Source organism: Thalassospira xiamenensis M-5 = DSM 17429, from assembly GCF_000300235.2.
Classification (GTDB): domain Bacteria; phylum Pseudomonadota; class Alphaproteobacteria; order Rhodospirillales; family Thalassospiraceae; genus Thalassospira; species Thalassospira xiamenensis.
This window is the reverse complement of record NZ_CP004388.1, coordinates 3,292,640-3,309,749: the sequence shown is the minus strand read 5'-3', so window position 1 is coordinate 3,309,749 and position 17,110 is coordinate 3,292,640. Positions and strand designations below refer to the sequence as shown.

Below are 17,110 nucleotides of genomic sequence, written 5' to 3'. Positions count from 1 at the left end.
AAAGACGAAAATCCGATTTACCTTTGTCCCGCCAAGGAGCCCGCAATCCATGGATCTGGTCCTGACCCTGATCGCTGCCCCCAATTCGAACGCGCTAGGTGACAATATTGTCGCGCGCGCCAAAACCGTTCTGGCCGGGGCCGGGGCGCGTGTCGGGGATGTTTCGTGGCTGGCGGCGGGGGAGGCCTGTGATATCGGCTTTGGCGGGCTCAGCCTCGATATTGCCGATACGGCTCTTCGCGATGCCGCTCTTGGTGTCGATGCCGTGACCCAGACTGCCAAAACGCGCCGCAAGAAATTGCTGATTGCCGATATGGACAGCACCATGGTCACCGGTGAAACGCTTGATGAGCTGGCGGCCTTTGCCGGGGTCAAGGACCGGGTTGCGGCGATAACCGCGCGTGCGATGAATGGTGAACTGGATTTCGAGGCTGCCCTTGATGAACGGGTCGGGTTGCTGGATGGCATGTCGACCGACATGCTGGCCGAGGCATGGAAAACCGTTGAATATACTGGCGGGGCCAAAACGCTGGTGGCGACCATGAAGGCCAATGGTGCCTACGCTGCCCTTGTGTCGGGCGGGTTTGATTTCTTTACCGGTGCCGTGCGTCGTGAACTGGGATTTGATTTTGATCAGGCCAATGTGCTGATCACCAAAGACGGCACATTGACGGGCAAGGTTCAGAAACCGGTGCTTGACCGTCAGGCAAAGGTCGATGCGCTTGAAAAACTGTCCGCCCAGCAGGGTGTCGGGGTTGAGGACGCCATTGCGGTTGGCGATGGCGCCAATGATCTTCAGATGATTTCACTGGCCGGGACCGGTGTGGCGTTTCATGCCAAACCATCGGTTCAGGAACAGGCGCGCATCTGCATCAATCATGGTGATCTGACCGCATTGTTGTATCTGCAAGGATATGCACAATCCGATTTTTCGAGCTGATAGCGGCAATCATAAGCCGGAATGCAAAGAGGGCGGCCCGCAAAGGCCGCCCTCTTTGATTTTGGGAGAGTAAAACCCGAAGGTCTTAATCTTCCTTATTCAGCGTCAGGCCGAAGTAACGCGGTCCCGCCGAGGTTTCAATCAGCATCAGGATGGTGCGTTTGTCATCATCCATTGCCTTTTTGACCGCGTCTGAAACTTCCTCGACCGAGGAAACCGAACTGTGCGATGCCTCGATAATGATGTCGCCCGGGCGAACACCCTTTTCGGCGGCATAGCTGTCACGATTGACTTCGGTCACGATGACACCCTCGGTGCCTTCGGCCAGGTTATAGCGGCGGCGCAGTTCATCATCGACATTGGCAATCTTCATGCCCAGCGGCTTGATTTCGGCTTCGGCAATTGCGACCGGTGCCTGTTCTTCGCCCGGTTCCGCAGATGTTGCGACAACGTCTTCTTCAAGTTCGCCAAGTTCGACCTGAACGGTTTTCTTTTCTCCGTCACGCCATATCACAACATCGACATCCTTGCCGATTTTGGTTTCGGCAACGATACGTGGCAGGCGGCGCATGCTTTCGACTTCCTTGCCGTCAAACCACAGGATGACGTCGCCCTGTTTGATGCCAGCTGCTTTTGCCGGGCCATCATCGGATACACCGGCAACCATTGCGCCGGTCGATTTATCAAGTCCGACCGAGTCTGCGATATCGTCGGTCACGGTCTGGATGTGGACACCCAGCCAGCCACGACGGGTCCGGCCATATTCCTTGAGCTGATCAACAACCGACTGTGCAATTGCCGAGGGAATGGCAAAGCCGATACCAACCGAACCGCCCGACGGCGAATAGATTGCACTGTTGATACCTATAACATCGCCATCAAGGTTAAACAAAGGCCCGCCCGAGTTGCCACGGTTGATCGATGCATCCGTCTGAATGAAATCATCATACGGACCCTGATTGATGTCGCGGTTGCGTGCCGAAATGATCCCGGCTGTCACCGTGCCACCAAGGCCAAACGGGTTACCGATCGCCATGGCCCAGTCACCAATGCGGGAATGATCGGAGTCTCCCCAATTGACGAAGGGCAGGTCTTCTTCCGGTTCGACTTTCAGAAGTGCGACATCCGTTTTCGGGTCGCGGCCAATCAGTTTTGCCGGAAGGGTATCGCCATCATGCAGGCGCACCGTGATTTCGTCGGCACCATCGATCACATGGTTGTTGGTCACGATGTAACCGTCAGCCGAAATGATAAAGCCCGAACCAAGTGCGGTCGCACGGCGCTGTTGCGGAGTCTGGCCCTGACCCTGTCCGCCTTGTCCGTTGCGATCCATAAAGTCCTTGAAAAGATCTTCAAACGGCGAGCCGGGAGGGAACTGGAAGTCCGGCCCCTGACGTTCGGCCACCATCTGACTGGTCGAGATATTTACCACACTGGGCAGAAGCTTTTCGGCCAGGTCTGCGAAACTTTCAGGAGCGGGGCGAGCGTTCGCAATCTGCGAGACGCTGGTCACGCCAAGAAGAACAATCACCAGCGCAGCCGTAAATCTGCTTCGCGCCGGGTTGTATAATGCTTTTAGCATGTGTCTGATCCTGTTCGTTGCCGCGTTCACGGTATTGAATTTTTGCAGCACGCGATGCTGTTCTTTTGGATAGTTCATGCACCGCTTAACTAGCCAAGTTAGCGCCGAGTTTGTCAGAAATTTGGCAGGCTTGAGAAAAATCAAGGAAGAGCTCTGGTTTTTCTGTGTTTTCACACAAGAAGGCGCAAATATGCGCAGAAATGCCTTGAAACTTTGCCCTCAAAGCCAGACCCGCATCCCCCAGATCGCAGCAATGGCGGCAATCGCGGCAACAAGGCCACCGATCCGAAGCTGGGATTCGGGGATTTCCTGCATTAGCTCCATCACACGTTTCGCCCCGCCCGGGAACAGCGAATAAAACATTCCCTCCAGCGCGATGGCCAGGAGAATAGCTGTGGCGAGTTCCTTCATGGGCGTGGACGTTCCGGCGTTTCTATGAACCTGTGTGCGATATAACTATCAACAGGACATTATTTTCAAACAAAAAAGGGCGACCGGCACACTATGCCGGTCGCCCTAGTGCTTTGTCCAGCACCCGTTTGTCTAGCGCGTTGCGCCAGGCGTGGAGTTGTTAAAGTACTGGAAGAATTCGGAATCCGGTGAAATCACCATGGTCGAGCCATCCGAAAGGGCCTCGCGGTAGGCTTCAAGCGAACGATAGAACTCGAAGAAACCGGCATCCTTGCCATAGGCTTCACCCAGAACGATGTTTCGCTCGCCATCGCCTTCACCGCGCAGGACTTCGGCCTGACGGCGGGCTTCGGCCAGAATGCCAACCCGTTCACGATCTGCTTCGGCCTGAATTTTCGCCTTAAGCTCTTCACCCTCGGCGCGAAGCTGTGCGGCTTCGGCGATACGCGAAGAACGCATACGGTTATAAACCGCCTGCGACGTTTCCTGCGGAAGGTCGGTACGACCGATACGGACATCGATCAGTTCGACACCGAATTCCTTGGCCGGTTCGATCAGGGTCGCCTGGATTTTCTCCATGATCTGCGACCGGTTGTCCGACAGCAGGGCGACAAGCGGGGCCTGTGCAAGTTCGCCACGAATGACCGAGTTCAGACGCTGGCCAAACAGCTGAACAAAGTTCGCTGCATTGGTTGCGCGCTGACGGAATTGCAGCGGATCAACGATTCTCCAGCGGGCAAAACTGTCGACATTGACACGTTTCTGGTCCGACAGAAGAACCTGCTGCACCGGCGGATCAAGTTCAAGAATGCGGCGTTCGTAATATTCCACATTCTGGATCGGCAGTTTGAAATGCAGACCCGGTTCGGAAACCGCATGAACCGGATTACCGAACTGAAGCACCAGCGCCTGCTGGTCCTGACGGACGGTAAACATGCACATGGATGCAACCACGGCCGCGATGACGACAACGACGCCGGTGGCAATAAGTTTAGGACTTGCCATTAGTTGTTGCCTCCTGCGTTCGAGCGTTTCTGGATTTCGGGCAATGGCAGGTAAGGAACGACGCCATTGGCACCTTCACCCTTCTGATCAAGAATGACCTTGTTGGAGTTCTTCAGAACATCCTGCATGGTTTCAAGATACAGACGACGCGTGGTGACATCCTTCGCGGTCAGATAGGAATTATAGACCGAGGTAAAGCGTTCGGCCTCACCCTGGGCGTTCTTCACAACCTGATCCTTGTACGCGCGGGCTTCAAGAACCATCCGTTCGGCTTCACCCTTTGCACGCGGGATGATGTCATTGCGGTACGCCAGTGCTTCGTTCTGTGAACGATCACGGTCCTGACGGGCACGCTGCACGTCGTTGAACGCATCGATAACATCACGCGGCGGGTCAACCTTCTGCATTTTCACTTCTGCAATGAAAATACCCGACTCATAGCCATCCATAATGGATTGCAGCAAGGTGCGTGTCTGCTCTTCAACGCGTACACGACCAACCGTCAGGGCTTCTTCCAGACTGGTTTTGCCGATGACCTCGCGGATCGAACTTTCAGCTGCAAGCTTGATGGTGTTTTCCGGATCGCGAACATTGAACAGGTAGGCACCCGCATCGCTGATACGCCACTGAACGACATAATCAATGTCGATAATGTTCTGATCACCGGTCAGCATCAGGCTTTCTTCCGGGACATCACGGGCACCACCGGTGCCGGTGCCATTGCCACGGTAACCGATTTCAATCTGGTTGGTGCGTTCGACGTTCGGCTTGATGACTTCGCCAATCGGGGCGGGCAGGAAATAATTCAGACCCGGACCGGTCGTGCCAACCCATTTGCCAAACAGAAGTGTAACACCCTGTTCACCCGGCTGGACGCGATAGAAGCCTGTCAAAAGCCACAACCCGATTATGGCAATACCGATCAGGACAAAGCCCTTATAGCCACCACCACCGGGGAACAGCCGCTTCAAGCGTTCCTGGCCTTTACGAATCATTTCATCAAAATCGGGGGGCGTGTTACCACCGCCGCCGCCGCCACCCTGAGGACGCTGTCCCCAAGGATTGCGGCCGCCGCCATTGTTTCCGCCACCACCCCAGGGGCCGCCGCCCCCTTGTGAATTCCAAGGCATCGAGTGTCTTCCTCTTCTTGCCGTTCGGTGTTTATTTATGCTTACCGAGCTTGGGACATGAGCCCATCAATAACATGCCTGATCACTTGCTTATCGCGGTCATCTGACCTATCTGCGCATCAAGAACCGTCTCAATCCTTTTATCGAAGCAGAGTTGCATGTAATTAATGGGGCCACGCCCTAAGGCCTTATATGACAGCTTGTCCTGCAAAACAACGATACGCGCCTGCAGGTTCTGTACGATCACGGACTTAAGCCATTTTTCGGAGACTGCAATATGACCTCGCCCAACCGGGAACGCATTACTGAAGCCCTTTCAAGTGTTATCGATCCGGCTGACGGCAAGACTATCGTTGAAAAGGGTATGGTACAAGGCATTGATATTCATGACGAAACCGTGAACGTCATAATCGCGGTTGACCCGCAACGCGGGGCTTCTCTTGAAGATCTGCGCCTTGCGGCCGAACGTGCCGTTGCCAATGTGAACGGGGTCACAACAGCTCGTGTGGCCCTTACCGCAGAGCGTCCCAAAGGGGCTTCTGCCCCGGCTGAAGGTGGTCATTCGCATCCCCATTCTCATGATCATACACATGGGGCGCAACAGGGCGCACCGCAAGCAGGGCAACGTCCGCAAGGTGCAGGGCAAAAGCCGCTCGAAATGACGGGTGTCCGTTCGATCGTCACGGTTGCGTCGGGTAAGGGCGGGGTGGGGAAATCCACCACTTCGGTCAATCTGGCGCTTTCACTGGCGGCCAAGGGGCTTAAGGTCGGTCTTCTCGATGCCGATATCTATGGCCCCAGCCTGCCACGGATGATGGGCCTTCGTGATGCCAAACCAACCCATTCCGACAAGGAAGGCAAAATGGTGCCGCCGTCGGCCTTTGGCATCCGGATCATGTCTATCGGGTTTATGGTCGATGAAGAACAGCCGGTGATCTGGCGTGGACCGATGGCGATGGGCGCGCTCGAACAGCTTCTGCGCGACAGCGATTGGGGCGAACTCGATGTTCTGGTCGTCGACATGCCACCGGGTACCGGCGATATCCAGCTTTCGATGGCGCAGCGCGTGCCGGTTACGGGGGCGGTTATCGTTTCCACCCCGCAGGACATTGCCCTTTTGGATGCGCGCAAGGGACTTAATATGTTCCGCAAGGTCAATGTGCCGGTGCTCGGCCTGATCGAGAATATGAGCTATTACAAATGCCCGGAATGTGGCCATGTCGATCATGTCTTCGATCATGGTGGTGCACGCAAGGCCGCAGATGAACTGGGCGTCCCGTTCCTTGGTGAAATCCCGCTGGACCTTAAAATCCGGCTGGGTGCGGATGAAGGCAAACCAATTATCCATACCGATCCCGAAGGTGAACATTCCAAGGCCTATGCCGCGATTGCCGACAAGATCGCCGCGGCAATTGACGAACGCATCGGACCGAAAACCGCACCGAAGAAAAGCCTGTTCCCGAAAATCAGCTTCCGTTAGGTCGCCCGACTTTCGCCTAATAATTGCTGGTACCCTGCAAAACTTCTTGAGCGATGCGTTGCAGGGTGCCGTTTTCGCGCAGTTCTTCGATGGATCGATTGATCATCGTCACCGTCGATATTGTCGATGATGCACGGTTGAATACGATATAGGTCGGGTTTTCCCGGATCGGGGTTTTGCTGCGGACGACCTTGTCGCTTAGTCCCAGCCGTTTGACCCAGACATCCCCTGCCTCGCCAATCGCGATGACGGTATCGACCCGACCAAGTGCCAGCATCTGAAAATTCTGTTCGTCCCCGGTGGCTTCGGATGCGCTAAACACGCCGCGTTTGCGCGCATCATCAATCTGATCCCCGTAGCTCCATCCGCGAATGACACCAACGGTTTGGCCGCGCAGGTCATCAATATCGGTTGGATTGTCGAATGTGCTCTGGCGCTGATACAGCATCAGCTGTTCTATATGGATCGGCTGGGAAAAGACGTATTTCTTCTGGCGTTCAAGATTCTTGTATATCCCGGCAACACCGCCCTTGTTGGCATCAAGGTTTTCAATGGCGCGTTTCCAAGGGACGGCAACGACATCAACATTTATGCCGGCATGTCTGAAAATCGCACGGATCAGGGCCGGGTAAATGCCCGCGGCCTCATCCCCGGCACGATACATGAAGGGCGGATTGGCTTCGTCGACATAAATGGTTTCGGCATGGCTTTGCGTCGCCGGCATCAGGACCGCGAAGGCCAGGCCGACGACGAGTATCAATAGGGCAAATAATCTTGCCGGAAATGTCATTCTGGCCCCTGATGATGCTTCTTACCGTACAGAAGACATGGGGCGTCAGGATGCCACCGACAAGGAATGCGATGCTGCAAAGCGATATTCCAGTGCCGCGATGCCCATAACGCCCAGTGCCTGTAAGATGACAAAGCCATATCCGATGGCTGTAGGAACGCCAACCGGGGCAATCAGCACCGCAAGACTGGCAAGGACCCAGCCCAGATTGCCCACAACGATCAACCGGACAAGAAAGCCATTTGGACGGGCTTGCCATCCGGTGGCAGACATCAAAACGGCACAGGGAAACAGGATGATCCCGGCATAAAGCAGCAAATCGGCAGGCAGGCCCAGCAGGCCCGCAAGGAAAGCATTGCCGATACACAGCAGCAGGCCGAAGGTCAGGCAGGTTGCCGCGTCAAGCATCAGGACGGTTTTCAGCATTTTGTTTGGCACATCAATAGACATCTTTTTGACCTTTCGGTTGGTTGTGGTTCGCGAACCTTGCCGAAAAGTGGGAAAGAATACGATTACCTGACAGGTAATGTTGGTTCGAATTGATCGGTGTTAGGATTACGTCATCAATAATGACGGTGATCTGATGAGCGCGATAAAACCCGATCCGTTTGGCAATGTGCTTAAGGTCTGGCGCAAGCAGCGTCGTATGAGCCAGCTTGACCTTGCAAGCGAGGCCGCCATATCGACCCGGCATCTGAGCTTTCTTGAAACCGGTCGCGCCCGGCCCAGCCGCGACATGGTTTTGCATCTGTCCGAATGTCTTGATGTGCCGCTGCGCGAACGCAATGCGATGCTGATTGCCGGGGGATTTGCGCCCATCTATGCCGAACATGATCTTGGCACCGAACAGTCGGCTGCAATCCGGGCGGCGGTGGATCGAATCCTTACCGCACATGAACCCTATCCGGCGCTGGCGATGGACCGGCACTGGAACATGGTGGCGGCGAACCGGGTCGTACCGTTATTGCTTGGCGGGGTTGATCCCCAATTTCTGAAACCGCCGGTCAATATCCTGCGGCTGAGCCTCCATCCTAACGGGCTTGCACCTCGGGTCGTGAATTACGTCGAATGGCGCGACCATTTGCTGGATCGATTGCGTCGCCAGATTGTAGTGACGGCCGATGCGAAACTGCGCTGCCTTTATGATGAAGCCAGTCGTTATCATGCGCCCGCAAATGCGGACGAACCCGGTGCCGCTGACGGGGCAGGGGATCTGTCCGGGCTTGTCGTGCCGCTGGTTTTGCAAAGTGACGCCGGTGAATTGCGTTTTGTCAGCACAACCACGGTCTTTGGCACTCCGGTCGAAGTCACATTGTCCGAACTTGCCATCGAAACCCTGTTGCCAGCCGACACCCAAACGGCGGCCATTTTGCGGGGGCTGGCGGCCGATTTGCGTTAATTTGAACCGAACCGGGCCAAAGCACAAAACCCCGCCAGATTTCTCTGACGGGGTTTTGTGTTTGTAGTGTAGACGGCTTACTGGACGGCTTCTGCCATGAAGTTCGGCATCCAGCCTTCGTTCAGTTCGCGCAGCTCGGCAAGGGATACCTTGGCACCACCATCGATGGTGACCGCGTCGCCACCGGCCTGACCGATGATGACGGCGGCGACATTGGCGCTGCTAGCGGCATTCAGGACCTTGTCCGGATCGCGGGTGGCGATCACATAACGGCCCTGATCCTCGCCAAACAGCCATGCGACTTCGCTGCCGGCTTCGGGCAGATGCAGGTCAGCACCAATATTGCCGGCAAGGCACATTTCGGCAACCGCGACCAGAAGACCGCCATCGGCGATATCATGGCAGGTACGTACCAGACCAAGCTCGATCAGTTCGCGCACCAGCGTACCGGCACGTTTTTCCGCATTCAGGTCGACCGGCGGCGGGGCGCCTTCTTCGCGGCCCTCAATGGTTTTAAGATACAGTGACTGGCCAAGTTCACCGGTCGCGGCACCGATCATGATCAATGCACTGTCATCGCGTTTGATGGCGATGGTGGCATGATGGCCCAGATCGGAAATCACCCCGACGCCGCCAATTGCCGGGGTCGGCATGATACCGACGCCATTGGTTTCGTTATACAGCGACACGTTGCCCGAAACGACCGGGAAGTCGAGTGCGATGCAGGCCTCGGCAATTCCCTGACATGCGCCAACAAACTGACCCATGATGCGCGGGCGTTCCGGGTTGCCGAAATTCATATTGTCCGTGATCGCAAGCGGTTTGGCACCAGTTGCAACCAGATTGCGATAGGCTTCGGCAACGGCCTGTTTACCGCCTTCGACCGGATCGGCCATGACATAGCGCGGGGTGCAGTCGGTGGTGGCTGCAATGCCCTTGTTCGTGCCCGAAACGCGCACGACACCGGCATCCCCCCCCGGACGGACAATCGTGTTGCCCATGACCAGGTGGTCATACTGTTCCCAGATCCAGCGACGCGATGCCAGATCCGGCGACGCCATCAGGGTTTTCAGCGCATCGACATGGCTGACCTTGCCCGAAATGCTGGCTGGATCGATACGATCCTGCTTCGGGGTCGGTTCCCATGGACGGTCATATTCCGGCGATGCTTCGGCCAGCGGATCAATCGGAAGATCACCGGCAACCTCGCCATGCCATTTCAGAACCATGCGTTTGGTATCGGTCAGGATACCGATGACGGCAAAGTCGAGTTCCCATTTGTCAAAGATCGCCTTGGCGGCGTCTTCGCAACCGGGTTTCAGGACCATCAGCATGCGTTCCTGCGATTCTGACAGCATCAGTTCGTAGGGGGTCATGCCTTCTTCGCGCATCGGGACTTTATCGAGCCACAGTTCGACACCAACGCCGCCCTTGGACGCCATTTCGAACGAGGAGGATGTCAGACCGGCCGCCCCCATATCCTGAATGGCGACGATCATGTCGGTTGCCATCAGTTCAAGGCAGGCTTCCAGCAGAAGCTTTTCGGTGAACGGATCGCCGACCTGAACAGTAGGACGCTTTTCATCGCTGTCGTCATCGAACTCGGCCGAGGCCATGGTCGCGCCATGGATACCGTCACGGCCGGTTTTCGAACCGACATAGACAACCGGGTTTCCGATACCGGCTGCTGCCGAATAGAAGATGTTGTCTGCATCGGCCAGGCCCACGGTCATCGCATTGACCAGGATGTTGCCGTTATACGATGCGTGGAAATTGGTTTCCCCACCAATGGTCGGGACACCCATGCAATTGCCGTAACCGCCGATGCCTTCGACCACACCGCTTAGCAGGTGGCGGGTTTTCGGGTGATCCGGCTCGCCAAAGCGAAGCGCATTAAGATTTGCAACCGGACGGGCACCCATGGTGAATACGTCACGCATGATGCCGCCAACGCCGGTTGCCGCACCCTGATAGGGTTCGATAAAGGACGGGTGGTTGTGGCTTTCCATCTTGAATACGGCGGCCTGACCATCACCAATGTCAATAACACCGGCATTTTCGCCCGGACCCTGAATGACCCAGTCTGCCTTGGTCGGAAGGGTTTTGAGCCATTTTTTCGATGATTTGTAGGAGCAATGCTCCGACCACATTACCGAAAAAATGCCAAGCTCGTTGATATTGGGCTCGCGGCCCATGATTTCGAGGACGAGTTTGTACTCTTCCTCGTTCAGCCCGTGTTCCTTGACTAGTTCCGGCGTGATCGGGGTGTTGAAATCGTTAGCACTCACGATGCTGCCTCCACCAAGCTTTTGAACAGATTGCGGCCATCGGTGCCACCATGGAGCGGATCAATCGCATTTTCCGGGTGCGGCATCATGCCAAGGACATTGCCCGCCTCGTTGATGATGCCGGCAATATTGCGCTGCGACCCGTTCAGGTTGGTTGCCGGATCAACAACACCATTGGCATCGCAATAGCGCAGAACAACGCGACCTTCGCCTTCAAGGCGGTCAAGCGTTTCGCTATCGGCAAAGAAGTTGCCGTCATGATGGGCTACCGGATAATCGACAACGTCGCCGGTTTTGTACTGGTTGGTAAAGCGTGTGTCGGTATTTTCGATCTTCAGATGCGTGTTCTTGCAGATGAATTTCAGGCTGGCATTGCGCATCAGCGCACCGGGCAACAGGCCTGCTTCTGTCAGAATCTGGAAACCGTTACAAACGCCAAGGATAGTCACACCGGCCTTGGCGCGTTCGGCAACCGCACGCATGATCGGGGATTTGGCCGCCATGGCGCCACAACGCAGATAGTCGCCATAGGAAAAACCGCCCGGGACCATGATGATGTCGGTCTTTGGCAGTTCGGTTTCGCCATGCCAAACCACGGTTGGCTTGGTGCCGGTGGCCTGTTCGAGTGCTGCAATGGCGTCATTCTCCCGGTTAATGCCGGGGAAGAGGATGACAGCGGATTTCATGAAATACCGTCTCTCGATTAATATCCGTTACTTGATCGCGACAGACAAAGGCCCTGCAACGGCAAAGCCCCGCCCGGGCAGTTAGGCCAGCTCGATGCTGTAATCTTCGATCACGGTATTGGCGAGAAGCTTCTCGCACATTTCCTTGACCTCGGCGCGTGCCTTTTCGACGTCGCTGCCATCCAGTTCGAGTTCGATGAACTTGCCCTGGCGGACATCGTTGACACCTGCAAAACCAAGACCCTGAAGGGCGTGGTGAACGGCTTTACCCTGCGGGTCAAGAACACCGTTCTTCAGGGTGACGTGGACACGTGCTTTCACGAGAAGCTCCTTTGAGTGCGCACTCGCCATACGGCGATACTTGTTTGCAAACAATAATGTACCGGTTCCGAAGGTTCCGGCATCGATGAGAAGTCGATAAGAAAAGGCCGCGCAAGCGCGGCCTTTGGATTATTTGTCTTTATTCAGCGATTCTATATCTGCGGACTCAGGCAGGACGCCGAGACGGCGCGCCACTTCCTGATAGGCTTCTTCGACCCCGCCAAGATCGCGGCGGAACCGGTCCTTGTCCATCTTTTCGTTGGTGACGGCGTCCCAAAGGCGGCAGTTGTCCGGGCTGAATTCATCGGCGAGAACCAGATGCATGAAATCACCTTCCCAGACGCGGCCAAATTCAAGTTTGAAATCGACCAGTTTGATGCCGATGCCGCGCATAAGACCGCACAGGTAATCATTGACGCGAAGGGTCATGCCAACGATTTCTTCGAGCTCTTCCGCACTTGCCCAGCCAAGGGCAAGGATATGCTCGTCAGAAACCAGCGGATCGCCAAGGGCGTCGTCTTTGTAATAAAACTCGACAATCGGGCGCGGCAGACGTTCGCCTTCTTCAAGGCCAAGACGTTTTGCCATCGAACCGGCGACAATATTGCGCACCACGACTTCGATCGGAACGATTTCGCATTTCTTGCAAAGCTGTTCGCGCATGTTGATGCGGCGAATGAAATGCGTCGGGATACCGATTTCCGCCAGACGGGTCATGACGAATTCGGTGATCATGTTGTTCAGGACGCCTTTGCCGGCAATGGTGCCGCGCTTCTGTGCGTTGAACGCCGTGGCATCGTCCTTGAAATACTGGATGATGGTTCCGGGCTCGGTACCTTCGTACAAAACCTTGGCTTTACCCTCGTAGATGGGCTGCTTTCTGGACATTGGCGGGATCTTTCACATCTTTGCTCGCGGGGAGTGTCCCCGAGCACCCTGAAAATCGCGCCCCCCGTATAGCAGTGCTGACGCAGAAACTCAATTGCCGTGTAGGTCTATTTACGCAGACTTGATAATAGGATTTTGCAACTGTCCGTCTGACAGGTTGTTGCAGCGCAAATGGCCCGCCAAATCCGGGCGTTGCGAGGCGAAATTAGTGGGGTGCCTAAATCTCAACCGGGTGAAACGGAACCCTGTCTGGTTGGCCATTGGCGAACAGCCAGACCGGTCGGCGCGGCAGTTCGTTTTTCTGAGTCGGAATGGCCGGAAGCCCGATCAGGGAGGAACAGATCGTCTCGAACCCGATATTGCTGCGCACCAGCATGGCATCAGCACGGATGTCATGATGTTCTGGATCGGGTTCCATCAAGCCGGTATCGGCCAGAAGCGCCTGCCAGGCAAACCAGTCATCGGCTTCGGGGTTGGGTGGCGGCGCCGTTAAAAAACGCGGAAGGTTGCGTTTGGTGCGTTCGCTGTTGGTCTTGTCATTCAGGTCATGGGCGGTGATCATCGACAATCCTTCGGGGATATCGGTGATTTCAATTTTGCCCTCTCCCCGATTGGCCAGCCAGTAAGCATCGCGGTTATCGGCAATCACCATATTGAACGGTCGATAGGCTGTGCCATCAAGTTCGGCAAGTGCCTGGGCGGCATCAATGGCATCGGCATGATCAAGTGCTTCAAGCGGCAGTTCCCCGCGGGACCGTTTGTCGTCGGCGGGGCCAAGTGTGCCAAACCGGTTCAGGACCGCTGCCACCACGCCATCTTCGTTGATGCCAAGCCATGTTCCGCCGCCGGTTTCATCCAGTCCGGCGATAACATCCGGGCGATCCTCCCAATGGCGGGCAGGGGTCTTCCACGGGCGGTTGTTCATTTCGTCGCGATTGGCGCCGATAATCACCGGCCATTCATGGTCGGGGCGGCGCAGAATGATAAATGTACACATGACCCAGATCAAAGCGACATGGACCGGCATTTGTCAAATTCAAAAGTATCACAGCACCACGGTGACATGACGTGGTACAGTCCATAAATAAAGGACAACGGGGAAACGTCCCGCCAAAAAACAAATCAGATGGAGGAGTGCGCACATGACGAATTTGACCGAACGCGAACGCGGTTTCGAGGCAAAATACAGCTTTGATCTTGAACAGAATTTCCGCATCGAGGCCCACCTTTATAAAAAGCTTGCCGTTTGGGCCGGCGATAAAATGGGTATGACCGAGGCCGAAAGTCAGGCCTATGCTGCAAAAGTCATCGGCGATGTTATTGCAAATCCTCAGGAGAACGGGGTGATTTCGGTGATTCTGGCCGATTTCGGACGGCACAATATCGATATGACGGTTAGCGAACTTAACCGTAAACTCGAAGCGTTACGCCCAATCGCACGTGCCGAAGTGCTCGAGGAATAGTTGTTTCCCCGAAATAAGAAAAAGTTCGGATTTGCAAACCATTAGCCGGTTTCGTATTCTGTTCCCGGATCAAGAAAGATTTCTGGTTGCAGCCACGCGTTGTTTTGCTTGTTAATGTTCGGGCATGGTTGTGGGTCAGGTAAAGAAGGGTAAAGGCTTTGCGTATCCTGTTGGCAGACGATCACGATCTGGTTCGTGAAGCATTATCACTGCTATTCCAGCAATATTTCGAAGGTTGTGAAGTGGTCGAAGCCGGGGCGCTTGACCCGGCGCTGGAGCATATCGAAGCTCAGAATGATTTCGATCTGGTGCTTCTGGATTTGCGCATGCCCGGCATGAACGGGCTTGAGGGACTTAAACGCACGCTTGAAAAGGCATCCAAAACAACCTCGGTCGTTTTGCTTTCCGGTGCCTATCGCAGCGAAGATGTACGTCATGCCATCGAAAATGGCGCACACGGCTTTATCCCCAAAACACTGCGCGGGCAGGCACTTGCCAATGCGATCCAGTTGGTTCTGGCGGGCGAAAAATATCTGCCATCCTCGATCCTTAATGACATGGGGGATGGATTTGGCGGCGGTAGTGACGGCGAACCGCGCATGGCTGGCGGATTTGGCAACGAAGGCGATTTCAGCCGGTTGACACCGCGGGAGCGTGAAGTTCTTGCGCTTTTGGCCGAAGGGCGGCCGAACAAGGATATCGCGCGGCATCTTGATCTGCGCGAAATTACGGTGAAATATCACCTGAAAAACATTTACCGCAAACTGCATGTGTCCAACCGTGCACAGGCGGTAAAAATCGCACTTGAAGATATGGCGCGCGCTGGAAACTTGTAGTAAGCTTGTCAAAGGCAGCGCTATCTGACGCTCGAAACCCGGCTCGTGATTTCACGGGCCGTTTTTCTTTGGCGGTTTGGGCTACTCCCCTCGTAATGTCACCTGAAACGAGGAACTGAAATGACCATCCGTATCGCCCTTGTCGGGGATTATAATCCCGCCGTTACTGCCCATCAGGCTATCCCCAAGGCTATTGGAATCGCGGCTGCCGAAATCGGTATTCCCGTTGAATATGAATGGATCGCAACGCCGTGTTTTGATGGTGGTGCGGGGCAGATACTGTCTGGCTATGACGGGATGTGGTGTGTTCCGGCCAGTCCGTATGAAAGTCTTGAAGGTGCCCTTGCCGCCATCCGTTTTGCGCGTGAAAACGATATTGCCTTTCTGGGCACGTGCGGTGGCTATCAGCATGCGGTTCTGGAATATGCGCGTAATGTTCTGGGGCTTTCCAATGCCGCGAATGCCGAAATTGATCCGGATGCGGAATTGCCGCTGATCGCGCCGCTAACCTGTGCATTGATTGATCAGGATGGCGCGATTGATTTGGCCGCGGGGAGCCTGATGCGTGATTATTGCGGATCGGATCATCTGATTGAAACCTATCGGTGCAGTTATGGGTTTAATCGTGATTATGCGGGGCTGCTGGCAGGGCAGGCGTTGCAGATTGGGGCATGGGATGCAGATGGCGATCCACGTGCGGTGGAGTTGCACAATCATCGTTTCTTTATCGGCACGGCATTTCAGCCGGAACGATCCGCCCTGCGCGGTGAAAATCATCCGCTGATCACGGGCTTTGTCAAAGCTGCATCGGAAAAATAGCCAATCAAAAAGGGCACCCCCGTGATCAACGCGGGGGTGCTGTCCATGAGACGGAGAGTCTCAGGCACGTTCGGGCAGGTTGTTTGCCCGGACATTCGGTGATGTCGTGTTTGTAGATGACGGCGGCGTTCTGCCCGACTGGATTATGAAGACACCCGACAGGATCATTGCGGTCGCAACGATATCGGTTGCGGAAACCGGTTCATCCAAAATCAGACTGCCGGTCAGAAGGCCGATGACCGGCGGGATATAGGTGACCCCGGCGGTTTTGACAGCGCCCAGTTTACCGATCAGGAAGTAATAACACATATAGGCAATGCCGGTTCCAAACATGCCAAGGCCGATGAAAAGGCCGGTGGCGATTTTCCAGTTGGTAAAGATCGCATCCATACCGGAAAAATCGCAAATCAGCAGAAGCGTTACCGCCGAAATACCAAGCTGATAAGTGCAAAGTGCAATTGGCGAAATGCCAAGCGGGCTTAGGAATTTGCGAACATAAACAAATGAAAGCCCGACACAGCCCGACCCGATGGCGACATAAAGAACCCCCATCAGATCAATACCAGACGCACCGGATTCCCATGGTTTTGCAATGATCAGGACACCAGTAAAGCCAAACAGCAATCCGATGATGGATCGGATATTGACCGGTTCGCTGCGCAGGAAAATCGCCGCCGCGATAAAGGAAAACATCGGGATCACACCGCTTAGCATCCCGGCAACGCTGGATGGCAGAAGCGAGATGCCCTTGGCAAAGGCAAGGTAATAGACGGTGGCCGCGAGAAGTGACATGACGATGAAATGATGCGTATGGCGCAGATGTTGCCAATGCAGCACCTTGCGCGCCATCGCAAATGCCAGAACCGGCAGAAAGCCCATGATGACCCGCACGGTCACGACCTGCATTGGCGATATCAGGCTGCTTGCCGTTTTGTTGAACAAAAAGGTCATGCCCCAGCACAGGGCAAGAAAGCCAAAGACGAGGTATGCGTTGTTCTTCATGGCCGGAACTTTCGTGGGGGTCATGTCGCGATTGTAGGTCCGGTCCAAATGGCGTACAAATCATGTTATC

At 55.3% G+C, this 17,110-nt stretch carries 18 protein-coding genes; 6 read left to right on the top strand and 12 right to left on the bottom strand.

All coding sequences use genetic code 11. The features are described 5' to 3' along the window. The first annotated feature begins 49 nt into the window (after positions 1–49). Positions 50–940, top strand: coding sequence for a phosphoserine phosphatase SerB (gene serB / locus TH3_RS15350; protein ID WP_007092041.1), 891 nt, complete (start codon positions 50–52; stop codon positions 938–940). A gap of 85 nt (positions 941–1,025) precedes the next feature. On the opposite strand, the gene TH3_RS15345 is transcribed toward serB, so the two are convergent. The 4 genes from TH3_RS15345 to hflK form a co-directional block, all read right to left on the bottom strand. Beyond that, the gene (locus TH3_RS15345; RefSeq protein ID WP_007092040.1) at positions 1,026–2,522 is read right to left on the bottom strand and encodes a DegQ family serine endoprotease; all 1,497 of its coding nucleotides are present in this window, start codon (positions 2,520–2,522) and stop codon (positions 1,026–1,028) included. A 219-nt stretch (positions 2,523–2,741) separates the two neighbouring features. After that, a complete protein-coding gene (locus tag TH3_RS15340) occupies positions 2,742–2,933 on the bottom strand; it encodes a DUF2065 family protein (protein ID WP_007092039.1) in 192 nt (63 codons plus the stop codon). A gap of 132 nt (positions 2,934–3,065) precedes the next feature. Continuing rightward, positions 3,066–3,938: a protease modulator HflC gene (gene hflC / locus TH3_RS15335; protein ID WP_007092038.1), complete on the bottom strand. Its 873-nt coding sequence runs from the start codon at positions 3,936–3,938 to the stop codon at positions 3,066–3,068. Then, positions 3,938–5,068: an FtsH protease activity modulator HflK gene (hflK, locus tag TH3_RS15330; RefSeq protein WP_007092037.1), complete on the bottom strand. Its 1,131-nt coding sequence runs from the start codon at positions 5,066–5,068 to the stop codon at positions 3,938–3,940. Before hflK ends, hflC begins: the two co-directional genes overlap by 1 nt. A 277-nt stretch (positions 5,069–5,345) precedes the next feature. Between hflK and TH3_RS15325 the strand changes: the two genes are divergently transcribed. Continuing rightward, entirely contained in the window at positions 5,346–6,548 is a 1,203-nt protein-coding gene (locus TH3_RS15325; protein ID WP_007092036.1) for an Mrp/NBP35 family ATP-binding protein, read from the top strand. Between the two features lie 16 nt (positions 6,549–6,564). Here TH3_RS15325 and TH3_RS15320 read toward each other — a convergent pair whose 3' ends face one another. Together TH3_RS15320 and TH3_RS15315 are read right to left on the bottom strand one after the other, a co-directional pair. Further along, complete coding sequence (locus TH3_RS15320; protein WP_007092035.1) at positions 6,565–7,338, bottom strand: substrate-binding periplasmic protein; 774 nt, start codon at positions 7,336–7,338, stop codon at positions 6,565–6,567. Between the two features lie 45 nt (positions 7,339–7,383). Beyond that, positions 7,384–7,788 (bottom strand): hypothetical protein, encoded by a 405-nt coding sequence (locus tag TH3_RS15315; protein ID WP_007092034.1) that lies wholly within the window; start codon positions 7,786–7,788, stop codon positions 7,384–7,386. A gap of 133 nt (positions 7,789–7,921) precedes the next feature. Here TH3_RS15315 and TH3_RS15310 point away from each other — a divergent pair, with 133 nt between their 5' ends. Next, positions 7,922–8,737, top strand: a complete 816-nt coding sequence (locus TH3_RS15310; protein ID WP_007092033.1) for a helix-turn-helix domain-containing protein — start codon at positions 7,922–7,924, stop codon at positions 8,735–8,737. 77 nt (positions 8,738–8,814) lie between these two features. Here TH3_RS15310 and purL read toward each other — a convergent pair whose 3' ends face one another. From purL to TH3_RS15285, 5 genes are all read right to left on the bottom strand, one after another. Next, a complete protein-coding gene (gene purL, locus TH3_RS15305) occupies positions 8,815–11,025 on the bottom strand; it encodes a phosphoribosylformylglycinamidine synthase subunit PurL (RefSeq protein WP_007092032.1) in 2,211 nt (736 codons plus the stop codon). Then, entirely contained in the window at positions 11,022–11,711 is a 690-nt protein-coding gene (gene purQ / locus TH3_RS15300) for a phosphoribosylformylglycinamidine synthase subunit PurQ (protein WP_007092031.1), read from the bottom strand. Before purQ ends, purL begins: the two co-directional genes overlap by 4 nt. Positions 11,712–11,792: 81 nt before the next feature. After that, a complete protein-coding gene (gene purS / locus TH3_RS15295) occupies positions 11,793–12,032 on the bottom strand; it encodes a phosphoribosylformylglycinamidine synthase subunit PurS (protein ID WP_007092030.1) in 240 nt (79 codons plus the stop codon). Between the two features lie 129 nt (positions 12,033–12,161). Next, positions 12,162–12,920 carry a phosphoribosylaminoimidazolesuccinocarboxamide synthase gene (purC, locus tag TH3_RS15290; protein ID WP_007092029.1) on the bottom strand — a complete coding sequence of 253 codons (759 nt, stop codon included), beginning with the start codon at positions 12,918–12,920 and terminating at the stop codon, positions 12,162–12,164. Between the two features lie 217 nt (positions 12,921–13,137). Continuing rightward, entirely contained in the window at positions 13,138–13,917 is a 780-nt protein-coding gene (locus TH3_RS15285) for an NRDE family protein (protein ID WP_040061092.1), read from the bottom strand. 145 nt (positions 13,918–14,062) lie between these two features. On the opposite strand from TH3_RS15285, the gene TH3_RS15280 reads away from it, so the two are divergent. From TH3_RS15280 to TH3_RS15270, 3 genes are all read left to right on the top strand, one after another. Then, positions 14,063–14,383, top strand: coding sequence for a DUF1476 domain-containing protein (locus TH3_RS15280; RefSeq protein WP_007092027.1), 321 nt, complete (start codon positions 14,063–14,065; stop codon positions 14,381–14,383). A gap of 158 nt (positions 14,384–14,541) precedes the next feature. Beyond that, on the top strand, positions 14,542–15,219 hold the full coding sequence (locus TH3_RS15275) for a response regulator (protein WP_007092026.1): 678 nt from the start codon (positions 14,542–14,544) through the stop codon (positions 15,217–15,219). A 120-nt stretch (positions 15,220–15,339) separates the two neighbouring features. Beyond that, positions 15,340–16,038, top strand: coding sequence for a CTP synthase C-terminal region-related (seleno)protein (locus TH3_RS15270; protein WP_007092025.1), 699 nt, complete (start codon positions 15,340–15,342; stop codon positions 16,036–16,038). A 60-nt stretch (positions 16,039–16,098) separates the two neighbouring features. On the opposite strand, the gene TH3_RS15265 is transcribed toward TH3_RS15270, so the two are convergent. Next, positions 16,099–17,040, bottom strand: coding sequence for a DMT family transporter (locus tag TH3_RS15265; RefSeq protein WP_007092024.1), 942 nt, complete (start codon positions 17,038–17,040; stop codon positions 16,099–16,101). Positions 17,041–17,110 lie beyond the last annotated feature (70 nt).